This window comes from Pseudomonas sp. TH15 (genome assembly GCF_016651105.1).
Lineage (GTDB): Bacteria > Pseudomonadota > Gammaproteobacteria > Pseudomonadales > Pseudomonadaceae > Aquipseudomonas.
In genome coordinates this window covers 2323883-2344579 of the sequence record NZ_JAEKEL010000001.1, presented here as the reverse complement: position 1 = coordinate 2344579, position 20697 = coordinate 2323883, and the positions used below count along the sequence as shown (strand labels likewise).

18 protein-coding genes are annotated in these 20697 nt (G+C 60.3%); 9 read left to right on the top strand and 9 right to left on the bottom strand.

The genetic code is table 11. The annotated features are described in order from the left end of the window. The first annotated feature begins 11 nt into the window (after positions 1 to 11). The 4 genes from JFT87_RS10470 (at position 12) to JFT87_RS10455 (ending at position 5246) form a co-directional block, all read left to right on the top strand. Complete coding sequence (locus tag JFT87_RS10470; protein ID WP_201201037.1) at positions 12 to 2603, top strand: glycosyltransferase; 2592 nt, start codon at positions 12 to 14, stop codon at positions 2601 to 2603. A 220-nt stretch (positions 2604 to 2823) separates the two neighbouring features. Beyond that, positions 2824 to 3975 carry a succinyl-diaminopimelate desuccinylase gene (gene dapE, locus JFT87_RS10465; RefSeq protein ID WP_201201027.1) on the top strand — a complete coding sequence of 384 codons (1152 nt, stop codon included), beginning with the start codon at positions 2824 to 2826 and terminating at the stop codon, positions 3973 to 3975. After that, complete coding sequence (locus JFT87_RS10460; protein ID WP_201201025.1) at positions 3975 to 4784, top strand: putative RNA methyltransferase; 810 nt, start codon at positions 3975 to 3977, stop codon at positions 4782 to 4784. The genes dapE and JFT87_RS10460 overlap by 1 nt, the downstream gene beginning before the upstream one ends. An 84-nt stretch (positions 4785 to 4868) precedes the next feature. After that, positions 4869 to 5246 (top strand): hypothetical protein, encoded by a 378-nt coding sequence (locus tag JFT87_RS10455; RefSeq protein ID WP_201201024.1) that lies wholly within the window; start codon positions 4869 to 4871, stop codon positions 5244 to 5246. Positions 5247 to 5338: 92 nt separating this feature from the next. On the opposite strand, the gene JFT87_RS10450 is transcribed toward JFT87_RS10455, so the two are convergent. Then, positions 5339 to 5548, bottom strand: a complete 210-nt coding sequence (locus JFT87_RS10450; RefSeq protein ID WP_010462862.1) for a cold-shock protein — start codon at positions 5546 to 5548, stop codon at positions 5339 to 5341. A 166-nt stretch (positions 5549 to 5714) separates the two neighbouring features. On the opposite strand from JFT87_RS10450, the gene plsB reads away from it, so the two are divergent. The 3 genes from plsB to JFT87_RS10435 all read left to right on the top strand — a co-directional run bounded on the left by plsB (position 5715) and on the right by JFT87_RS10435 (position 9448). Beyond that, the gene (gene plsB, locus JFT87_RS10445; protein ID WP_201201022.1) at positions 5715 to 8216 is read left to right on the top strand and encodes a glycerol-3-phosphate 1-O-acyltransferase PlsB; all 2502 of its coding nucleotides are present in this window, start codon (positions 5715 to 5717) and stop codon (positions 8214 to 8216) included. Between the two features lie 116 nt (positions 8217 to 8332). Next, positions 8333 to 8731: a YbaY family lipoprotein gene (locus JFT87_RS10440; protein WP_201201013.1), complete on the top strand. Its 399-nt coding sequence runs from the start codon at positions 8333 to 8335 to the stop codon at positions 8729 to 8731. Positions 8732 to 8758: 27 nt separating this feature from the next. Then, positions 8759 to 9448 carry a DUF4197 domain-containing protein gene (locus JFT87_RS10435; protein WP_201201011.1) on the top strand — a complete coding sequence of 230 codons (690 nt, stop codon included), beginning with the start codon at positions 8759 to 8761 and terminating at the stop codon, positions 9446 to 9448. A gap of 57 nt (positions 9449 to 9505) precedes the next feature. Here JFT87_RS10435 and JFT87_RS10430 read toward each other — a convergent pair whose 3' ends face one another. The 3 genes from JFT87_RS10430 to JFT87_RS10420 all read right to left on the bottom strand — a co-directional run bounded on the left by JFT87_RS10430 (position 9506) and on the right by JFT87_RS10420 (position 15522). Next, the gene (locus JFT87_RS10430) at positions 9506 to 10630 is read right to left on the bottom strand and encodes a Fic family protein (protein ID WP_201201009.1); all 1125 of its coding nucleotides are present in this window, start codon (positions 10628 to 10630) and stop codon (positions 9506 to 9508) included. A gap of 716 nt (positions 10631 to 11346) precedes the next feature. Continuing rightward, positions 11347 to 14415 (bottom strand): efflux RND transporter permease subunit, encoded by a 3069-nt coding sequence (locus tag JFT87_RS10425; protein ID WP_201201007.1) that lies wholly within the window; start codon positions 14413 to 14415, stop codon positions 11347 to 11349. Between the two features lie 6 nt (positions 14416 to 14421). After that, complete coding sequence (locus JFT87_RS10420) at positions 14422 to 15522, bottom strand: efflux RND transporter periplasmic adaptor subunit (RefSeq protein WP_201201005.1); 1101 nt, start codon at positions 15520 to 15522, stop codon at positions 14422 to 14424. Positions 15523 to 15616: 94 nt separating this feature from the next. On the opposite strand from JFT87_RS10420, the gene JFT87_RS10415 reads away from it, so the two are divergent. Beyond that, positions 15617 to 16261 (top strand): TetR/AcrR family transcriptional regulator, encoded by a 645-nt coding sequence (locus JFT87_RS10415; RefSeq protein WP_201201002.1) that lies wholly within the window; start codon positions 15617 to 15619, stop codon positions 16259 to 16261. A 119-nt stretch (positions 16262 to 16380) separates the two neighbouring features. Here the strand turns inward: JFT87_RS10415 and JFT87_RS10410 are convergent, their stop codons facing one another. Continuing rightward, positions 16381 to 17163, bottom strand: a complete 783-nt coding sequence (locus JFT87_RS10410) for a class I SAM-dependent methyltransferase (RefSeq protein WP_207200186.1) — start codon at positions 17161 to 17163, stop codon at positions 16381 to 16383. 93 nt (positions 17164 to 17256) lie between these two features. On the opposite strand from JFT87_RS10410, the gene JFT87_RS10405 reads away from it, so the two are divergent. Next, positions 17257 to 17877, top strand: a complete 621-nt coding sequence (locus tag JFT87_RS10405; RefSeq protein WP_201201000.1) for an energy transducer TonB — start codon at positions 17257 to 17259, stop codon at positions 17875 to 17877. Positions 17878 to 17881: 4 nt separating this feature from the next. Here the strand turns inward: JFT87_RS10405 and JFT87_RS10400 are convergent, their stop codons facing one another. Genes JFT87_RS10400 through JFT87_RS10385 form a run of 4 tightly spaced genes read right to left on the bottom strand, consistent with a single transcriptional unit; the run spans position 17882 to position 20599 of the window. Then, positions 17882 to 18574, bottom strand: a complete 693-nt coding sequence (locus JFT87_RS10400) for an extensin-like domain-containing protein (RefSeq protein WP_201200998.1) — start codon at positions 18572 to 18574, stop codon at positions 17882 to 17884. A 2-nt stretch (positions 18575 to 18576) separates the two neighbouring features. Next, the gene (locus tag JFT87_RS10395) at positions 18577 to 19398 is read right to left on the bottom strand and encodes an isocitrate lyase/PEP mutase family protein (protein WP_201200990.1); all 822 of its coding nucleotides are present in this window, start codon (positions 19396 to 19398) and stop codon (positions 18577 to 18579) included. Positions 19399 to 19430: 32 nt separating this feature from the next. Further along, the gene (locus tag JFT87_RS10390; RefSeq protein ID WP_201200988.1) at positions 19431 to 20291 is read right to left on the bottom strand and encodes a DUF72 domain-containing protein; all 861 of its coding nucleotides are present in this window, start codon (positions 20289 to 20291) and stop codon (positions 19431 to 19433) included. Then, positions 20291 to 20599: a hypothetical protein gene (locus tag JFT87_RS10385; RefSeq protein WP_201200986.1), complete on the bottom strand. Its 309-nt coding sequence runs from the start codon at positions 20597 to 20599 to the stop codon at positions 20291 to 20293. Before JFT87_RS10385 ends, JFT87_RS10390 begins: the two co-directional genes overlap by 1 nt. Positions 20600 to 20697: the final 98 nt, after the last annotated feature.

Genomic DNA, 20697 nt, shown 5'->3' with positions numbered 1-20697 from the left:
CGAAAAAAACTATGTCATCGCGTAAATTTGGACTCAACCTGGTCGTGGTGCTCGCCATCGCAGCCTTGTTTACCGGCTTCTGGGCGCTGATTAACCGCCCGGTCTCCGCCCCCAACTGGCCTGAACAGATCTCCGGTTTTTCGTACTCGCCGTTTCAACAAGACCAGTACCCACAGAAAGACCAGTACCCGACCGACGATGAAATGCGTCGCGACCTGGAGATCATGAGCAAGCTGACGGACAACATCCGTACCTACTCGGTCGACGGCACGCTGGAGGACATCCCCAAACTGGCGGAAGAGTTCGGCCTGCGGGTGACCCTGGGGATCTGGATCAGCCCGGACCAGGAACGCAACGAGCGCGAGATCCTGCGCGCCATCGAACTGGCCAACACCTCCCGCAGCGTGGTTCGCGTGGTGGTCGGTAACGAGGCGATCTTCCGTAAGGAAATCACCGCCAAGGACCTGAGCGTGATCCTCGATCGCGTCCGCGCCGCCGTGAAAGTGCCGGTGACCACGTCCGAACAATGGCACGTCTGGGAAGAACACCCGGAACTGGCCAAGCACGTCGACCTGATCGCCGCGCACGTTCTGCCCTACTGGGAATTCATCCCGGTGGACAAGGCCGGTCAGTTCGTCCTCGACCGCGCCCGGGACCTGAAAAAGATGTTCCCGAAAAAACCACTGCTGCTTTCGGAGGTTGGCTGGCCGAGCAACGGCCGGATGCGTGGCGGCACCGATGCGAGCCCGGCGGATCAGGCGATCTACCTGCGGACTTTGGTCAACAAGCTGAACCGCCAGGGCTTCAACTACTTCGTGATCGAAGCGTTTGACCAGCCGTGGAAAGCCAGCGACGAAGGCTCGGTGGGCGCGTATTGGGGCGTGTTCAACGCCGCGCGCCAACAGAAATTCAACTTCGAAGGCCCGGTGGTCGCGATTCCGCAATGGCGCGTGCTGGCGATCGGCTCGGCCGTACTGGCGTTGCTGTCCCTGACCTTGCTGATGATCGACGGCTCGGCCCTGCGCCAGCGTGGCCGGACCTTCCTGACCTTTATCGCCTTCCTGTGCGGTTCGGTTCTGGTGTGGATCGGCTACGACTACAGCCAGCAATACAGCACCTGGTTCAGCCTGACGGTGGGCTTCTTGCTCGCCCTCGGTGCGCTCGGGGTGTTTATCGTGCTGCTGACCGAGGCCCACGAACTGGCCGAAGCGGTCTGGACCCACAAGCGCCGGCGAGAATTCCTGCCGGTCGAAGGTGATTCGGACTACCGACCAAAAGTCTCGATTCACGTACCGTGCTACAACGAACCGCCGGAGATGGTCAAACAGACCCTCAACGCCCTGGCCAACCTCGACTATCCGGATTTCGAAGTCCTGATCATCGACAACAACACCAAGGACCCGGCGGTCTGGGAACCGGTGCGCGATTACTGCGAAACCCTCGGCCCGCGCTTCAAGTTCTTCCACGTCGCCCCGTTGGCCGGTTTCAAGGGTGGCGCGCTGAACTACCTGATTCCGCACACCGCCAAGGATGCCGAAGTCATTGCGGTGATCGACTCGGACTACTGCGTCGACCCGAACTGGCTCAAGCACATGGTGCCCCACTTCGCCGATCCGAAAATCGCCGTGGTGCAGTCGCCACAGGACTATCGCGACCAGAACGAAAGCACCTTCAAGAAGCTCTGCTACGCGGAATACAAAGGTTTCTTCCACATCGGCATGGTCACCCGTAACGACCGTGACGCGATCATCCAGCACGGCACCATGACCATGACCCGTCGCTCGGTGCTCGAGGAACTCGGCTGGGCCGACTGGTGCATCTGTGAAGACGCCGAGTTGGGCCTGCGCGTATTCGAAAAAGGCTTGTCGGCGGCGTATTACCACACCAGCTACGGCAAAGGCTTGATGCCCGATACCTTTATCGACTTCAAGAAACAGCGTTTCCGCTGGGCCTATGGCGCGATTCAGATCATCAAGCGTCACACCGCCAGTTTGCTGCGCGGCAAGGGCACCGAGCTGACCCGTGGCCAGCGCTACCACTTCCTCGCGGGCTGGTTGCCCTGGGTTGCCGATGGCATGAACATCTTCTTCACCGTCGGCGCCCTGTTGTGGTCGGCAGCGATGATCATCGTGCCGCAACGGGTCGATCCACCGCTGTTGATTTTTGCAATCCCGCCATTGGCGTTGTTCGTGTTCAAGGTTGGCAAGATCATCTTCCTGTACCGTCGTGCGGTCGGGGTCAACCTGAAAGATGCGTTCTGCGCGGCACTGGCCGGGTTGGCGTTGTCGCACACCATCGCCAAAGCGGTGCTGTACGGCTTCTTCACCAGCAGCATTCCGTTCTTCCGCACGCCGAAAAACGCCGATAACCACGGCTTCTGGGTGGCGATTTCGGAAGCTCGCGAAGAGATGTTCATCATGCTGCTGTTGTGGGGCGCTGCGCTGGGGATCTTCCTGGTGAACGGCTTGCCGAGCAACGACATGCGCTTCTGGGTGATCATGTTGCTGGTGCAGTCGCTGCCGTACCTGGCGGCGCTGATCATGGCGTTCCTGTCTTCGCTGCCCAAACCGGTTGCCGAGCCTGAGCCTGCACCGGCTGTCTAAATCAGTACAGATGCACTAAACGGCGGCCAATGGCCGCCGTTTTGCTTTAAGATAACCGCCATTTTGCAGGCCTTGGCCGGGCCCGGTTTAACGGCCGAACGCCTTACCTGTGGGAGCGGGCTTGCTCGCGAAGCTTTTGGCGCCAGTGATGGCCCCTTCGCGAGCAAGCCCGCTCCCACATTTTAGTCCGCGCCCAAATTCATGTTTTTCGGAGTTTTCCATGACGGCCCACGCCGACCTTTCGCCGACCCTCCAACTCGCCATCGACCTGATCCGCCGTCCGTCCGTGACGCCGGTCGACGCCGATTGCCAGAAGCAGATGATGCAGCGCCTGGGCGATGCCGGTTTCAAACTGGAACCGATGCGCATCGAAGATGTGGATAACTTCTGGGCCACCCACGGTAAACACGACGGTCCGGTGCTGTGCTTCGCCGGTCACACCGACGTTGTCCCGACCGGTCCGGTAACCGCTTGGCAGATCGACCCGTTCAACGCGGTGATCGACGAACACGGCATGCTCTGCGGCCGTGGCGCGGCAGACATGAAAGGCAGCCTCGCCTCCATGACCGTCGCCGCCGAGCGTTTCGTCACCGACTACCCGGATCACAAGGGCAAGGTCGCTTTCTTGATCACCAGTGACGAAGAAGGCCCGGCGCACCACGGCACCAAGGCTGTGATCGAACGCCTCGCCGCCCGTAAAGAACGTCTGGACTGGTGCATCGTCGGCGAACCGTCGAGCACCACCCTGGTCGGTGACGTGGTCAAGAATGGCCGTCGCGGTTCCCTCGGCGCCAAGCTGACCGTACGCGGTATTCAGGGCCACGTGGCCTATCCGCACCTGGCGAAGAACCCGATCCACCTCTCCGCCCCGGCACTCGCGGAACTCGCCGCCGAGCATTGGGACCACGGCAACGACTTCTTCCCGCCGACCAGTTTCCAGATTTCCAACGTCAACTCCGGCACTGGCGCGACCAACGTGATTCCGGGGGATCTGGTGGCGGTGTTCAACTTCCGCTTCTCCACCGAATCCACCGTCGAAGGCCTGCAAAAGCGGGTGGCCGATATCCTCGACAAGCATGGCCTGGACTGGCACGTGGATTGGGCGCTGTCGGGCCTGCCGTTCCTCACCGAACCGGGCGCACTGCTGGATGCCGTGGCATCGAGCATCAAGGACATCACCGGTCGCGAGACCAAGGCTTCCACCAGTGGTGGCACCTCGGACGGGCGCTTCATCGCGACCATGGGCACCCAAGTGGTTGAGCTGGGGCCGGTCAACGCGACGATTCACCAGGTCAACGAGCGCGTGCTGGCCGCCGACCTCGATGTGCTGACCGAAATCTACTACCAGACCTTGATCAAGTTGCTCGCCTGATGCTGGCCTGCCCGATCTGCAGTGAACCGCTGAACGCGGTGGACAACGGCGTGGCCTGCCCCGCCGGGCATCGTTTCGACCGCGCGCGCCAGGGGTATCTGAACCTGCTGCCGGTGCAGCATAAGAACAGCCGCGACCCTGGGGATAACCTGGCAATGGTCGAGGCCCGACGCGATTTCTTGAACGCTGGCCATTACGCGCCGGTCGCCAAGCGTCTGGCGGAACTGGCGGCGCAGTACGCGCCGCAGCGCTGGCTCGACATCGGTTGTGGCGAGGGTTACTACACCGCGCAAATCGCCGAGGCCTTACCGAATACTGACGGCTACGCGCTGGACATCTCCCGGGAAGCGGTCAAACGCGCCTGTAAACGCAACCCGGCGCTGACCTGGTTGATCGCCAGCATGGCGCGGGTGCCGTTGGCGTCCGGCAGTTGCCAGTTTCTGGCCAGCGTCTTCAGCCCATTGGACTGGGAAGAAGCCAAACGCTTGCTCAGCCCTGGCGGCGGCTTGATGAAGGTCGGCCCGACCAGCGGCCACCTGATGGAATTGCGCGAAAGCCTGTACGACGAAGTGCGTGAATACACCGACGACAAGCACCTGGCCCTGGTGCCGGAAGGCATGGCGCTGGCGCACAGCGAAACCCTGGAATTCAAACTGACGCTGGAAAGTGGTCAGGACCGCGCCAACCTGTTGGCCATGACGCCCCACGGCTGGCGCGCCAGCGCTGAACGCCGAGCGGCAGTCATCGAGCAGGTCGAGCCGTTCGAAACCACGGTTTCGATGCGCTACGATTACTTTATTCTTCAGTAACTTTTCAATTTCTGGGTCTACGGCATTTGCCGTGGACCGGCTAAATCCGCGAATGGATTTTTCAAGACCGCAGTGAGGACATCCATGCGCCAACCCGATATCGAGATTTACCTGAAAGACGCCGACGTCGACTACAAAGCCGTCGCCGCCTGGCTGGGCGCCGCTCTGGGCCCGTGCACCGACTGGGTACAGAAAGGCCAGACCTACAAATGCAAGGCCGGTAACGTGCCAGTGACCTGGCTGCCAAAAGCCGTCGGCAAATGGAACAGCCTGTTTCTGGACAGCGACCAGACCCCATGGGAAGACGATATCGCCTGCGCCCGCGCAGCCTTTGCCGCGCTGAACGTCGAAGTGCGTTGCGCGCCGGGTACGTGGGTCGAGGAAGAAGGTGAAGAATTGGCCGATCGCTGGATGCGAATCAGCGTTGACGGTGAAGAAGAGATCACCTGGAAAACCGTGTAAAACCAAAAAGATCGCAGCCTTCGGCAGCTCCTACAGGGTCATGTGTACACCTGTAGGAGCTGCCGAAGGCTGCGATCTTTTGATCTTAAAGCTTACAGCCCCACCACATCCTCAGCCTGCAACCCCTTCTCGCCTGTCACTACGGCATACTCAACCTGCTGACCTTCAGCCAGCGAGCGGTGGCCTTCACCGCGGATCGCACGGTAGTGCACGAACACGTCCACCCCGTCCTCGCGTTGAATGAAGCCGTAGCCCTTGGCATCGTTGAACCACTTTACATTGCCGGTTTCGCGCGTAGCCATGTCTCGTTACCCCCTTCTTTTTATTTTGAGCGGTCGAGTATATGACAGCCGCCAAAACTCTCAACTCAAGTTTACTTAGCCGCTTTTTTGCCGATTTTCGATGAATCCGGCACACTATCGGCCTCCCGAGCAAACGCTCGGTTTTATTCACTCACGCAGAAGCCGTATGACCCGTTCCCCGTTTCGCCGTCTTGTGTTTGGCACCCTGCGCCGACTGTTGTACCTCTGGGTTCGCTCGGAGACGATCAACCAGTCGTCCCTTACCCTCAACCTCGACCGCAGCCGTCCGGTGTTCTACGTCCTGCAAAACCCTTCGCTGACCGACCTCGCGGTGGTCGACACCGAGTGCACCAAAGCCGGCCTGCCGCGCCCGGTGCTGCCGGTGTCGGTGGGTAATCTGTTGGAGCCCGCCGCGTTCTTTTACCTGACACCCGAGCCCGACTGGCTCGGCCGCCAGGACAAACGCGGCGCGCCGCCGACCCTGACCCGCCTGGTCAGCGCCCTGAGCCAGAACGCCGCCGAAGACGCGCAGATCATCCCGGTCAGCGTGTTCTGGGGCCAGTCGCCGGACAGCGAATCCAGCCCGTGGAAGCTGTTGTTCGCCGACAGTTGGGCGGTCACCGGGCGTCTGCGCCGCTTGCTCAGCATCATCGTGCTGGGGCGCAAGACCCGCGTGCAGTTCTCGGCGCCGATCCATCTGCGCGAACTGATCGACCACAATAAGGGCCACGAACGCACCGTGCGCATGGCTCAGCGGATCCTGCGGGTGCACTTCCGCAACCTGAAAGCCGCGGTGATCGGTCCGGACATTTCCCACCGCCGAAACCTGGTCAAAGGCTTGCTCAATCAGCCCTTGGTCAAACAAGCGATCCTCGATGAAGCCGAGCGTGAAAACATCTCCCCGGAGAAAGCCAAGGCCCAGGCCCTGCGCTACGGCAACGAGATCGCCTCGGACTACACCTACACCGCGATCCGTTTTCTGGAAGTAGTGTTGAGCTGGTTCTGGAACAAGATTTACGACGGGGTGAAGGTCAACCACATCGAAGGTGTGCAGAAAGTCGCCCAGGGTCACGAAGTGATCTATGTGCCTTGCCACCGCAGCCACATCGACTACTTGTTGCTTTCGTATCTGTTGTTCCGCAATGGCCTGACTCCGCCGCACGTTGCCGCCGGGATCAACCTGAACATGCCGGTGATCGGCAGCCTGCTGCGTCGCGGCGGTGCGTTCTTCATGCGCCGCACGTTCAAGGGCAACCCGCTCTACACCTCGGTGTTCAACGAATACCTGCACACTCTGTTCACCAAAGGCTTCCCGGTCGAGTACTTCGTCGAGGGCGGCCGGTCGCGCACCGGGCGCATGCTGCAACCGAAAACCGGGATGCTGGCGATCACCCTGCGCAGCTTCCTGCGTTCGTCGCGGATGCCGATCGTGTTCATCCCGGTGTACATCGGTTACGAGCGGGTTCTGGAAGGCCGGACCTACCTCGGCGAACTGCGTGGCGCGACCAAGAAGAAAGAATCGATCTTCGACATCTTCAAAGTCATCGGCGCGCTCAAGCAGCGCTTCGGCCAAGTGGCGGTGAACTTCGGCGAACCGATCAAACTGGCGGAGTTCCTAGACAGTGAACAACCCGACTGGCGCTCCCAAGAGCTTGGCCCGCAGTTCAAACCGGCCTGGCTCAACGAAACCACCAACCGCCTCGGCGAGAAAGTCGCGCAGCATCTGAACGAAGCGGCGGCGATCAACCCGGTGAACCTGGTGGCGCTGGCATTGCTGTCCACCAGCCGTTTGGCCCTGGATGATCGCGCCATGGCGCGGGTGCTTGATCTGTATCTGGCGCTGTTGCGCAAGGTCCCGTACTCGCCGCACACCACGTTGCCGGAAGGCGATGGTCGGGCGCTAATCGAGCACGTGAAGGACATGGACCTGCTGTCCGAACAGAGTGATGCCTTGGGCAAGATTTTGTACCTGGACGAGCAGAACGCTGTCCTGATGACCTACTACCGCAACAACGTGCTGCACATCTTCGCCTTGCCAGCGCTGTTGGCGAGTTTCTTCCAGAGTGCGTCGCGCATGAGCCGCGAACAGATCCTGCGCTACACCCGCGCGCTGTATCCGTACCTGCAATCAGAGCTTTTCATTCGCTGGTCCATGGATGAGCTGGATGGCGTGGTCGATCAGTGGCTCGAAGCCTTCGTCGAGCAAGGCTTGCTGCGTTTCGAGAACGATGTGTACCTGCGTCCGGCACCGAGTTCGCGGCATTTCGTACTGCTGACGCTGCTGTCGAAAAGCATCGCCCAGACCCTGCAACGTTTTTACATGACTGTTTCCTTGCTGCTCAACAGCGGCCAGAACAGTATTAGCGCCGAAGAACTGGAAGACCTGTGCACCGTCATGGCCCAGCGCCTGTCGATCCTCCACGGTTTGAACGCCCCGGAGTTTTTCGACAAGAGCCTGTTCCGTCACTTTATCCAGACCTTGCTCGACCTCGACGTGCTGCGTCGCGACGAAGCCGGGAAGCTGAGCTATCACGCGCAGCTCGGCGAACTGGCTGAAGGCGCGGCCAAACGCGTATTGCCGGCGGAGATTCGCTTGTCGATCCGTCAGGTGGCGTTGCATCGCAGTGAAGATGCGGCGGACCAGGTCGCCACACAACCCGAGACTTGATGAAATCCCTGTGGGAGCGGGCTTGCTCGCGAAGGCGGTTCAACATTCAACATCTGTGTTGTCTGGCGCACCGCTTTCGCGAGCAAGCCCGCTCCCACATTAATTGGAGATATTCGATGAAAAAACTCTCTCTATTGGCCATGACCGCGCTACTGGGAGCCTGCCAATCCATGCACCCCGCCGCTAAAACCAGCCTCGATGGCGAAGTGTTCTACCTGCAACGCATCGCTTTGCCGCCAAGCGCCACGTTGAGTGTCAGCCTGCAGGACGTGTCCCTGGCCGACGCCCCAGCCGTAGTCATCGACGAACAGAAAGGCCCGGTCAAAGGCCAGGTGCCGCTACCGTTTCATCTGAGCTACGATCCGTCGCAGGTCAAACCTGGCCATCGTTACTCGGTCAGTGCGCGGATCGAAGTCAACGGCGAACTGATGTTCATCACCACCGAAAACCACGCCGTAAAACTCGACGGCAACGATCCGCAACCGCTGAAAATCCGCGTCGACGCCGTTCGTTAAATTCCGCTCAAGATCAAGGAAGCTGCCATGTTCCGCCCTACCCTTCGCTTTGCCGGCCTGTGCGCAGGCTTGATGATTTCCGCCAACGCCCTGGCGCTGTCCCTCAGTGACCTGTCGCAAAACGATGCCACTGGCGGCCTCAAGGACGCGCTGACCCAAGGCGCGCAAATCGCTGTCAAGCAACTGGGCGCCCCTGGCGGTTTCAGCAACAACCCGGACGTGAAGATCGAACTGCCGGGCAAGCTGGGCAAAGTCGCGAAAAAAATGAAGCAGTTCGGGATGGGCGACCAGGTCGATCAGCTGGAAACCAGCATGAACAAAGCGGCTGAAACCGCCGTGACGCAGGCCCAGCCGATCCTCGTGGATGCGGTGAAAAAGATGAGCGTGGCCGATGCCAAGGGCATTCTCAGCGGCGGCAAGGACTCGGCCACCCAGTACCTGGACAAAACCAGCCGCGAACAGATCCGCGCCAAGTTCCTGCCGATCGTCAAACAGGCGACCGACAAGGTTGGCGTTGCGCAGAAGTACAACTCCTTCGCCGGCCAGGCTGCTGCATTCGGTGTTGTCGATGCGAAGAGCGCAAATGTCGAAAACTACGTGACCGAACAGGCATTGAATGGCCTGTTCGAAATGATCGGCAAACAAGAAGAAACCATCCGCCAGAACCCGGCCGCTGCGGCGACCAGCCTGGCGAAGAAAGTCTTTGGCACGCTGTAGGTTCTGACTCTGTAGGAGCTGCCGAAGGCTGCTCCTACAGGGTTTGTTTCGTCAGTGTCAGGCTGCATTGCTCGACGTTAAGGCATCGGAGTAAATCACGCTGTTGCGGTAAACGTCCGTGAGCCGGCTCACGGCTCGCTGAATCACCGAACACTGAAACTCGATGAAGTAAGTCAGATCGAGCTCGTCCGCCTCGGTATGCAAATAAGACCGCCCATACTTCACCGGCGCATTGCGCAGCAGCAAACTGATCGCAATGTAACGAAACGCGGCGAATTCGTTTTTGAACATCAACCAGTAGAACAACGCCCGCGCGACCCGCCCGTTACCGTCGCGAAAGGGGTGCTCGTAGCCCAAAGCAAAATGCAGCGTGATCGCCTTGATCAGCGGATGCACATAACGCCTGTCCTGAGGTAATCCTTGGGGCAAATTGATCCAGTTCGACAACCTCTCCAAGCGCAAAATCAGCCCAGCAGCGTGCGGTGGACGATGTACCGTGTTGCCTGAACCGTCCTGGACAACCACCTCATCATTTGTCCTGAAAACGCCCGGAGAATATTGCTCGTCAGCAATCCCCTCCACGCCCACCCGATGCATCGCTGCGATCAAATCCACGCTCATGGGCTCATAGCGTCTTTCCCAAGCGAAGTTCATCATCCTGTAGTTGCCCATCACCATGCGCTCATCCGGCGTACGCGGCTGACGCTGGTGCTTGAGCATGTCTTTGGCGACACGTGTAGTGGTCGCCGCGCCCTCCAACTGGCTACTGGCGATGGCCTCATCCTCGATCAGATCATTAAGCAGATAACTGAAATGCGCCCGCTCGCCGATCCGACGGGTCATGTCATCCAGGGCGGCGGTAGTCGTCTGCCGATCCACCACCGAAAGCGTCATCTGCGCCAACGGCGTCAGCAGATATTTCCCCCAGTGCACCGGGTCCCCCAGTGGCAGCAGATTGACGTACTGCGCCACCCGCGCCTTTTTGACCAAAGCCCAACACAAATTGACATCCAAACCGGGTGCCCAGCGATAGCGCAGTGCCTCGAACGGCAGATAACGCCCCTGATCATCAACAGGTTTAAGCAACGCCAGATAATCCGCCAGACGCTGCTTGTGCGGTGGGCGCGCCAACAGGTCGAACACGGGATCGGATCTGCCCTTGGAGACTGGCGGCTTTTTCATCAGAAGGTGTGCTCGAGGGCTGTGAAAGCAGAGGCAGAAGTACAACACCCGAGGGACACGGGCTCAATATCAGAGGTTTCTGAAAAAGATGTAGGAAGAAAGTAGAGGATATTCAGGGAGAAATTAGTCGGCTAGCAGGCCGTCATCGCGAGCAAGCTCGGCTCCTACAATTGGGTCGGATGCGGGCGGGGAGAAATGGGTCGGTTGGCAGGCCGTCTTCGCGAGCAAGCTCGGCTCCTACAATTGGGTCGGGTGCAGGCGGGGAGAAATTGATCGGTTGGCAGGTCGCTTTCGCGAGCAAGCTCAGCTCCTGCGAAGCCAAGATCAAAAGATCGCAACCTTCGGCAGCTTCTGCACCGGATGAGCGCAAGCTCGACAAAGCTCTTGATCTTGCCGTACTGGCCCCTTCGGCAGGCTGAGTGGAGGGATTGATCCGGGGGTGGGCGCGCAGCGCCGTTCGACGGAGTCGAATGCATCGAAAGGAGGTGCAGCGAAGCAAACCGGAAGCGATGCCCCCGGATCAATTCCGGAGCGAAGGAACCCCGAGCCCCAGCGAGCGGGCCGAACGCCGGGGCCCAGCCTTTTGGTTACTTTTTGGCGTCTGAAAAAGTGACCCGCCGTAAGGGCGGAACCGCCAGCCGCCGCACCCCAAAAAACGGATATTAACCAAGAACACCCAAAGCATGGTCGGCCCAAAGGCCGCCAAGCCCAAAAAATCAAGCCTCCCGCCGAACCCGGAACCACGCCGCATACAGCGCCGGCAGGAACAACAGCGTCAACGCCGTCGCCACAATCAACCCGCCCATGATCGCCACCGCCATCGGCCCGAAGAACACGCTGCGGGACAGCGGGATCATCGCCAGCACCGCGGCAAGTGCCGTCAGCACAATCGGCCTGAACCGCCTTACTGTCGCCTCGATGATCGCTTGCCAAGGCTTGAGCCCGGCGGTGATGTCTTGCTCGATCTGATCCACCAGGATCACCGAGTTACGCATGATCATCCCGGACAACGCGATGGTCCCGAGCATGGCGACGAAGCCGAACGGCTGACCGAACACCAACAGGAACAACGTCACGCCAATCAACCCCAATGGCGCGGTCAGAAACACCATCGCCGTGCGTGAGAAGCTGCGCAGTTGCAACATCAGCAAGGTCAGCACCACCACGATAAACAGCGGCACACCGGCCTTCACCGAGTTCTGCCCGCGCTCCGAGTCTTCCACCGTACCGCCGACATCCAGCAAGTAGCCGTCGGGCAGTTCGGCGCGGATCGGGTCGAGGGTCGGCATGATCTGCTGAACCAGGGTCGCCGGTTGTTCCTTGCCGTAGATGTCGGCGCGAATCGTCACGTTGGGCAAGCGATTGCGGTGCCAGATGATGCCCTCTTCGAAGCCGTATTCCAGGGTCGCGATCTGCGACAGGGCAACGCTTTTTCCGTTGTCCGTCGGCACCGCCAGGCTCGGCAGCAACGACAATTCGGTACGCTCATGCACGGTGCCGCGCAGCAGGATTTCGATCAACTCGTTGTCTTCGCGGTACTGGCTGACGCTGGAACCGGTCAGCGAGCTTTGCAAAAACCTCGACAGGTTGGCGGTACTCACGCCGAGTGCCCGGGCGCGGTCTTGATCGACGTTCAGGTAAACCACTTTGCTCGGCTCTTCCCAGTCCAGATGGACGTTGACCACGTGCGGGTTCTCGCGAACCTTGGCCGCGACTTTACGCGCCAGCGCACGGACTTCTTCGATGTGCTCGCCGGTAACGCGAAACTGCACCGGATAACCCACTGGTGGACCGTTTTCCAGCCGCGTGACTCGCGAACGCAGTTCCGGGAATTGTTCGTCGAGGGTTTCGATCAGCCAGGTGCGCAGGGCTTCGCGCTCCTCGATGGTTTTCGCCAGGACGACAAACTGGGCGAAGCTCGCCGCCGGCAGTTGCTGATCCAGCGGCAGGTAAAAGCGCGGTGAACCGGTGCCGACGTAAGCCACGTAATTGTCGATGCCAGCGTGTTCCTTCAGCAGGCCTTCAAGGCGTTTAACCTTCTCGGTGGTGTTGCTCAGGGACGCGCCTTCCGCCAGTTTCAGATCGACCATTAACTCCAGACGACTCGAAGCCGGGAAGAACTGCTGCGGCACGAAACGGAACAGCACGATGGAGCCGATGAACAACACCACGGTCAGCAGGATCACGGTTTTGCGCCAGCGCACACACCACTCGACCAAGCGCCGGACGCGCTGATAGAACGGCGTGCCATAAGGGTCGGGTTGACCGTCGCCGGTGCCGTGTTTGGCGGCATGAATTTTCGCCAGGTCCGGCAGGAGTTTTTCCCCCAGGTACGGCACGAACACCACGGCGGCCACCCACGACGCCAGCAGTGCGATGGTCACCACCTGGAAGATCGAGCGGGTGTATTCACCAGTGCCCGATTGCGCAGTGGCAATCGGCAGGAACCCGGCGGCGGTGATCAACGTGCCGGTGAGCATCGGGAACGCGGTGCTGGTCCAGGCATAGCTGGCGGCTTTGATCCGGTCGAAGCCCTGTTCCATTTTGATCGCCATCATTTCCACGGCGATAATCGCGTCATCCACCAGCAACCCCAAGGCCAGTACCAGTGCGCCGAGGGAAATCTTGTGCAGGCCGATACCAAGGTAATACATGCAGGCGAAGGTCATCGCCAGCACCAGTGGAATGGTCAATGCCACCACCATCCCGGTGCGCACGCCGAGGGAGAAAAAGCTCACCAGCAACACAATCGTCAGGGCTTCGACCAGCACCTGAACGAATTCGCCGACACTGGTTTTTACCGCGGCCGGCTGGTCCGAGACCTTGCGCAGTTGCATACCGGCGGGGAGGTTTTTCTGGATGCGGTCGAACTCGCCTTCCAGAGCCTTGCCGAGCACCAGAATGTCGCCACCGTCCTTCATGGCCACGGCCAGACCGATGGCGTCTTCGCCCATGAAGCGCATGCGCGGCGCCGGTGGATCGTTGAAGCCGCGACGCACGTCGGCGACATCGGCGATACGAAATGTACGATCACCGACCCGGATCGGGAAGTTCTTGATCTGGTCGACCGTCTGAAAATTCCCGGTGACCCGTAGCTGCAATCGCTCGCTGCTGGTTTCGAAGAACCCGGCGGTGGACACCGTGTTCTGCTCTTCAAGCGCTTGCTGTACTGCCGCCAGTGGCAGCCCGAGGGTGGCGAGCTTGACGTTGGACAGTTCGATCCAGATCTTCTCGTCCTGCAAGCCAAGCAGGTCGACCTTGCCCACATCCTTGACCCGTTGCAGTTGAATCTGCACCCGGTCGGCGTAATCCTTGAGCACCGCGTAGTCAAACCCGTCGCCGGTCAGGGCGTAGATATTGCCGAAGGTGGTGCCGAACTCATCGTTGAAAAACGGGCCTTGAATGCCCGGTGGCAGAGTCTGGCGGATGTCGCTGATCTTTTTGCGAACCTGATACCAGAGATCCGGGATCTGCGCCGAATGCATGGAGTCGCGAGCAATGAAGGTCACCTGGGACTCGCCGGGGCGCGAGAACGAAACGATGCGCTCGTACTCGCCGGTTTCCATCAGCTTCTTTTCAATGCGCTCGGTCACCTGGCGCGACACTTCCTGGGCCGTCGCCCCAGGCCAGCTGGTACGAACCACCATAGCCTTGAAGGTGAAAGGCGGGTCTTCGCTTTGGCCGAGTTTGGTGTAGGAAAGCGCGCCGACAATTGCCAGCAAGAGCATCAGGAACAGTACGATCTGGCGATTACGCAGCGCCCATTCGGAAAGATTGAAACCCATCGGGGATTACTCCTTGGCCGCCAGATTAACCACGCGGTTGGAGCGATCCACCGGGCGCACTTGCTGCCCGTCGTGAAGCACATGAACGCCGGCGGCCACCACCCAGTCACTGGCGTTCAGGCCTTCGAGTACCGGTACGGTTTTCTCACCGAAGGCACCGATCCGCACCGGGGCTTTTTTCAAGGTGTTGTTGGCGCCAACGATCCACACGTAGGTCGCTCCGTTTTCGGCGGTGACGGCTGACAGCGGCACAGACAGCGGCACGACCTGGGCGGTCTGGATAAACACTCGGGCACTCTGGCCAAGTTCGGCGGGGACTTTGCCGGAGGTGAAGGAAATACGCGCGGCGAAGGTCCGCGATTTGGGATCGGCCGCCGGCGACAGTTCACGAATGCGCCCGGTAAAACGTTGATCGGGTTGGGTCCAGAGCTCCACCGTCACCGGCTGATCAACCTTGAAGCGCCCAAAGCTTTGCTCCGGCAAGCTGATCAACACTTCACGCTCGCCATCGGTGGCGAGCGTGAACACGGTTTGCCCGGCGGCCACCACTTGGCCGACTTCGACCGCGCGTTTGGCGACCACACCGTCCTGAGGCGCGCGGAGCACGGCGTAGCTGGCCTGATTGGTCGAGACGTTGAACTCGGCTTTGATCTGCTTGAGGCGTGCTTCGCCGGATCGGTAGAGGTTTTCAGAATTGTCGTACGCAGAGCGGCTCACCATCTGACGGTCCATCAGCGTCTTGTAGCGATCGCGTTCGGCGCGGACCAGGCTCAGGTTGGCCTCGGCGGCGGTCACCTGGGCGCGAGTGGCTTCCAGTTGCAGACGTACGTCCTGGGGATCGAGCTCGGCCAACGGCTGATCGGCCTTGACCCGCTGGCCTTCCTCGACCAGTCGTCGGCTGACTTTGCCACCAATGCGGAACGCCAGATCCGGCTCGTAACGGGCGCGAACTTCACCGGGATAGCTTTCCATCGCCTGGGCCGAAGGCTCTGGCTGAACCACCATGGCCGGGCGCACGCTGACTTGCGGCGCCTCGTCGTGACCGCACGCCGACAATAAAAAAGCCAGGCTGACTGGCAATGCGAGGGGCAAGGCATAGCGGAACATGGTGAAGGACCTTTCGCTAATGGTGCTTGGAATAATTATACTGGCCGGTATGTTATTAATAGCAAACTCACCAGTCCAGTATTAAAAGCGAATAATGTCGAACAATCTTTCAGCACCTAACGGTCCGGGCCGCCCCAAGGATCTGGCCAAGCGCCAGGCCATCCTCGACGCGGCGAAAATTCTGTTTCTGACGAAGGGTTACGCGAGCACCAGCATGGATGCCGTGGCCGCCGAGGCCGGGGTGTCGAAGCTGACGGTCTACAGCCACTTCAACGATAAGGAGACGCTGTTCTCCGCTGCCGTGGTGGCCAAGTGCGAAGAGCAACTGCCACCGCTGTTTTTCGAATTGCCCGACGGCATCGCGGTGGAAACGGTGCTGCTGAACATCGCCCGCGGCTTTCATCAACTGATCAACAGCGATGAATCGGTGAACCTGCATCGTTTGATGATGACGCTGGGCAGCCAGGACCCGAAGCTTTCGCTGATCTTCTTCGAAGCCGGGCCAGAGCGCATGTTGAGTGGGATGGAGCGGTTGCTGAGCAAAATTGATCAGACCGGTGCACTGGGCATCGATAAACCGCGCAATGCGGCCGAGCATTTCTTTTGCCTGCTCAAGGGCGCGGGGAATTTTCGCTTGCTGTATGGCTGCGGCGAACCGCTGGAAGGGGACGCGGCCGAGAGCCATGTGCGGGAAGTGGTGGGGTTATTTATGCGGGCTTATCGGCCTGGGACAGCCTGATCATTTTGTAGTGTTTTGAAGGACGCTATCGCGAGCAAGCTCGCTCCCACAGGGGATTTGTGAACGCTACAAATCCAATGTGGGAGCGAGCTTGCTCGCGATGGGGGGGCGACTCGGTCTTAAGGCTTGAGCGCTTTCTTCGGATAAATGTCATACCGGCTGGATTTCCCGTCCAGCGCATGACTCGGCTTCGGCCCTTCAATGCATGGCGCCTTGCGCGGGCGCTTGACCACCACCCGGTGGCTGGCCAATGCCAATGCCGCTTCGAGCAATGCCGGCGCATCCGGGTCATCGCCCACCAGCGGGCGGAACAGACGCATTTCCTTCTTCACCAATGCCGTTTTCTCACGATGCGGGAACATCGGGTCGAGGTAGATCACCTGCGGCGGCTCACCTTCCCAATTGCGCATCACTTCAATTGAATTGCCCTTGAGCAAACGCATCCGCGCCACGATGGGCGCCACGTCGAAATCTTCCGCGCCACGGGCCAGGCCATCCTCAAGCAACGCGCCGATCAGCGGCTGGCGCTCGATCAGGCTCATTTCGCAACCCAGGCTCGCCAGCACGAACGCATCCTTACCCAACCCCGCCGTGGCATCCAGCACCCGTGGGCGCACGCCTTGGGCGATGCCGACCGCTTTGGCGATCATCTGCCCGGTGCCGCCACCGAACAACCGACGATGCGCCGCGCCACCCTCGACGAAGTCCACCCGCACCGGCCCCGGCGCGTCAGGCCCCAGTTGCTGGAGCTGCAAGCCCTGCTCGCCGACCTGCAGGGCAAACTCGCCGTCATCCACTTGCATAGGCAGGCCCAGGCGTTCGGCCCATTGCTCGGCCTGTGGCTGAAACGCCGGGGCCGAAGCCTCGACATGGATGCGGCAGGCCGCGGGTTGCTCAATCATGGGAAAAAACGCTCAAAAAATTAATGATCGGCAAAAACGGCCGATAACAAAACTATCGAGCATTTTGCCAGACCTGAGCGTCGACCGAGAGAAATGTCAGACATTCAACGCACATCCGTAGGCTACATATCGCGTCATGGCGATTATGGCCTGCGAAACTCCCAGGCACTGAGCGGCGTCAGTCACCTGTGGCAAGATTTTTTTGCCCAGGCCCTGTCCGAACAGTCGAGCGATGTTGTGCCTGCGTGCGGTACCTTTCCACCGGTTGATCTGGAAAGCCCGGTCGAGCCGACCGTCGGCAGCGAGCTGTTGGCGCACATCGTTTCCCAGCGTGAATGCGACGTGGTTGAAACCGAAGTCAAACCGCCAGAGCCGCTGTTCCTGCCGATTGCCGAGTTCGAAATGGACCTGGCCGACAAACCTTTCCCACCGTTCCCGCCGGAAGAGCTCAAGGCCCAGCAAGCGCAGCAGGATTTCGACAGCAGCTGGGTACGTCCGGTGGTGATCAACAACGGTCAACCTGTACCGGAACCTGGCGCCGCGCCGCAGAAACGTCCGCTGCACCTGCCAATCGCCGAGTTCGAACTGCACCTGCTGGACAAGCCGTTCCCGCCGTTCTCGCCCGCAGAGCTGGTGGAGCAACAGAAACAACTCGATTTCGATAACGGCTGGGCTCGCCCGATCGTTCTGCAGAACCTGCGCATCGCCGCTTAAGCTTTCAGCGACACACCCACCACGGCCCGACATCCAGATGAAAGTGATTACGATGGGCGGCGTTGTAGTCCGGGCTCAACACCACACTGAACATGTCGCAGGCGCCGTCACGCACTTGCCGCAGGAACCGCGCGTCCTGATTATCCTTGGGCCAATCCTTGAGCACGCTGATCGTTCGGCCGTCGGCCAGGCGAAAACCGGCGATGTCCAGCGCGTTGGCGCTGGCGTGCTGGCTGCGGGCGCCGTGCTCGCGGTTGTACATGTTGCGGCAGGCGAAACTGCCGAGGTGATCGACCCGCGTCACGGCCTGGCCGTAAACCGCCTGAGATGCTGGCTGCAAGGCGTGGCGCTCGAACAGGGCAAACGCTACCGCCAACGGGCAACTGGCGAGGAAACTGCTGCTCAGGGCCACCTCGCCGCCCTGAACGCGCAAAGCGCCGATCAGCGGGCACTTGGCGTCGGGACTGTCGGATTGTCGTGTGACGCGCAGATTGGAGCTGGCCAGCGCCTGCGCGCAGAGGTCGGGGTCACCACGCAAACGCATCAGCTTATAGCCGGTCAGCCAATTGGGCGTGGCTTTAACGTCCAGTGGCGCCCATGGATTCCACTCCGGCGGGATGTCCAGCCAACCGCGCCAGACACTGACCAACGCGGCGCCGATGATCAGCAATACGCTGAGTGCAAGCCAACGCGCCATGCTCAGCCTTTGAAAAACTTATTGGCCTGCGCGTACGGCATGGAGCGCGACGTAAAGCTGAACGTGCCCGACGTCTTGATCTCTTCAGCCGCGCGGAAGAACTCGCCATACGCCGCAAGGGCTAGCGCCGAGCCGACGCTGATGCGCTTGACGCCCATATCGCTCAGTTCCTCGACCGTCAACTTGCGCCCGCCGGACATCAACACATTGACCGGTTTCGGCGCCACGGCACGGACCACCGCCAACACCTCTTCGGCACTGCGCAGACCCGGCGCATACAACACGTCGGCGCCCGCTTCGGCGAACGCCTGCAAGCGGCGGATGGTGTCGGCGAGATCAGGATTGCCGTGCAGAAAATTCTCGGCCCGGGCCGTCAACATGAATGGGAAAGGCAGGCTACGCGCCGCCGCGACCGCCGCTTCGATACGCGCCACGGCATGTTCGAAGCAGTAGATCGGCGCCTCTTCACGGCCAGTTGCATCTTCGATCGAGCCGCCGACAGCGCCCGCCGCCGCTGCGCGCAAAATACTCTGCGCACATTCGGCCGGGTCGTCTGCGAAGCCGTTTTCCAGATCGACCGCCACCGGCAGATCCGTGGCCGCAACAACCGCCTGGACGTTCAGCAGGGTGTCGTCGAGGGTCAACGCACCATCGGCACGACCGTTAGAAAAAGCATAACCGGCACTGGTGGTCGCCAGCGCCTCGAAGCCAAGGCTGGCGAGCATTTTCGCCGAGCCGGCGTCCCAAGGGTTGGGAATGACAAAAGCCCCCGCGCGTTCATGCAGTGCTTTGAACGCCTGGGCTCGAAGGGTTTGCGCATCCATTGGCAGGCTCCTGAGAAGAGGAAGAATCCACCTCAGAGCAGACCAAGTTGCTCCGCGGCGGGTTCTCTGTATAGCTCAGGCAGCGGCGGCAAGCCAGGCAAACGCGTCATCAGCTTGGCGTGAAAACGTTGCGCCAGTTTCGCCGCCAACAGGTTGTCGGCGGTGTGCAGGAAGATATAGGGCGTACGACCCTCTTCGATCCACACGGCAATTTTCTCGACCCACGGCACCAGGAATGGATCGTTGGCCTCAAGCTGCGGATGGCCGATAAAACGCACCTGCGGAAATTGCGTGAATGCCGCCGGGCGCACTGGCACTTTGGGCTTTTTCGATTGGGCGTGGAGCACCGAAGGGTCGGTAGAAATACAGCTGAACAACGCGCGTGGATCGAGGCAGATACGCTCGACACCGCGGTCCAGCAGCAGGCGATTGAGCATGCGTTCGGCATCGCCCTTGGCAAAGAATGCGTCATGCCGCACTTCGACCGCCAGCGGTCGGTCGACGGCGTCGATAAAACCGGCCAGCTCGGAGAGTCGTTGCGGGGTGAAGCTTTTGGATAATTGCAGCCAGACCGGGGAAACCCGCTCGCCCAGTGGGCTGAGCAGTTGAAGGAAGGTTTCGGCAGCGGTCAGTTGTTCACGCAGGTCACCGCTGTGGCTGATGTCGCCGGGGAATTTGGCGGTGAAGCGAAAGTGTTCGGGCATGATCTCGGCCCAGCGCTGCACGGTGGCGGCAGACGGGCTCGCGTAGAAGGTCGTGTTGCCTTCGACGGCGTTGAACACTTGGGAATAGAGATTCAGGAATTCGGCGGGTTTGGCGTCTTGCGGATAGAGGTAATCGCGCCAGGCGTTTTCACTCCAGGACGGGCAGCCGAGGTAGTAAGGCAGCAGCATCAGATGTACAGGTCGAGGCCCAGCACATCAGCATCCCAATCGACAAAACCGGCGGTGCTCAGGTAGCTGGCCAGGGCCATCGCTACGCTTTTGCTCATGGCGCGGTGATAAATCATGTCTTGCTGACGGGCGGGGAGATTGCTCAAGCGTTGTGCGGAGGCTTTGGCAGCGCGGGCGGCCAGTTGCTCTTCAGTCGGAAATTCCAGCTCGCCGTCGATGTCATCGACGGATTCATCCAGCGCGACATTGCCTTTGCGAGGCTTGCGCTTGATGGGGTAGGACTGAGAGGAAAGGCCGTCTATACGCATAAGTGCATGCTCGGTATCAGTGATGGCAGTTTAGTGGCGCATTACCCACTTCGCAAACTGTCGAGTGATAACTAGAACACATAAAAGGAAAAAGGTTT